This window comes from Desertibacillus haloalkaliphilus (assembly GCF_019039105.1).
In the GTDB taxonomy this organism is placed as follows: domain Bacteria; phylum Bacillota; class Bacilli; order Bacillales; family KJ1-10-99; genus Desertibacillus; species Desertibacillus haloalkaliphilus.
This window is the reverse complement of record NZ_JAHPIV010000087.1, coordinates 1-467: the sequence shown is the minus strand read 5'-3', so window position 1 is coordinate 467 and position 467 is coordinate 1. Positions and strand designations below refer to the sequence as shown.

Genomic DNA, 467 nt, shown 5'->3' with positions numbered 1-467 from the left:
CTGTAATCGTGCACCAATTCCTTGATATTATCAACGTCATAATCTGTTGTTGCACTTTCACTGTTTCCCGTAAAAAAGTACACAGCTATGGCAACGAAAGCTAATCCAACAATAACAGAAATTTTCCGTTTCATTTGTGTTTCTCTCCCTGTTCCTCTATTTGTCTTTTTTAAAATTTGGTACATGTATAAAGTTATTTTAACATGAAAATGATGCATTACTTGTGAAACTATCGTGAACCATCAACAAGTAAAGTGAGAAGGTTTTTTATCACCCATAAAATCTAGTTCTAGAAAAATTAAAATCTATTTGCGACAATTGTAAACTTATAATCATCGCTCTTAAAGAAGAGCTCTGTATACTCAAAGACAACGTCATTTTCTAGCGTCGACCAAAGACGAACTTTTAAAATAGGAGTACCTTCTTTTAAGGAAAGCAATTTCCTGATTTCTTCATCTGGTAAAAGA

At 32.8% G+C, this 467-nt stretch carries 1 protein-coding gene; it reads right to left on the bottom strand.

Annotated elements, in window-relative coordinates:
* Positions 1-298: 298 nt before the first annotated feature.
* The coding region (locus tag KH400_RS20970) for a UTRA domain-containing protein (protein WP_217227963.1) at positions 299-467 on the bottom strand (169 nt) is incomplete at its 5' end.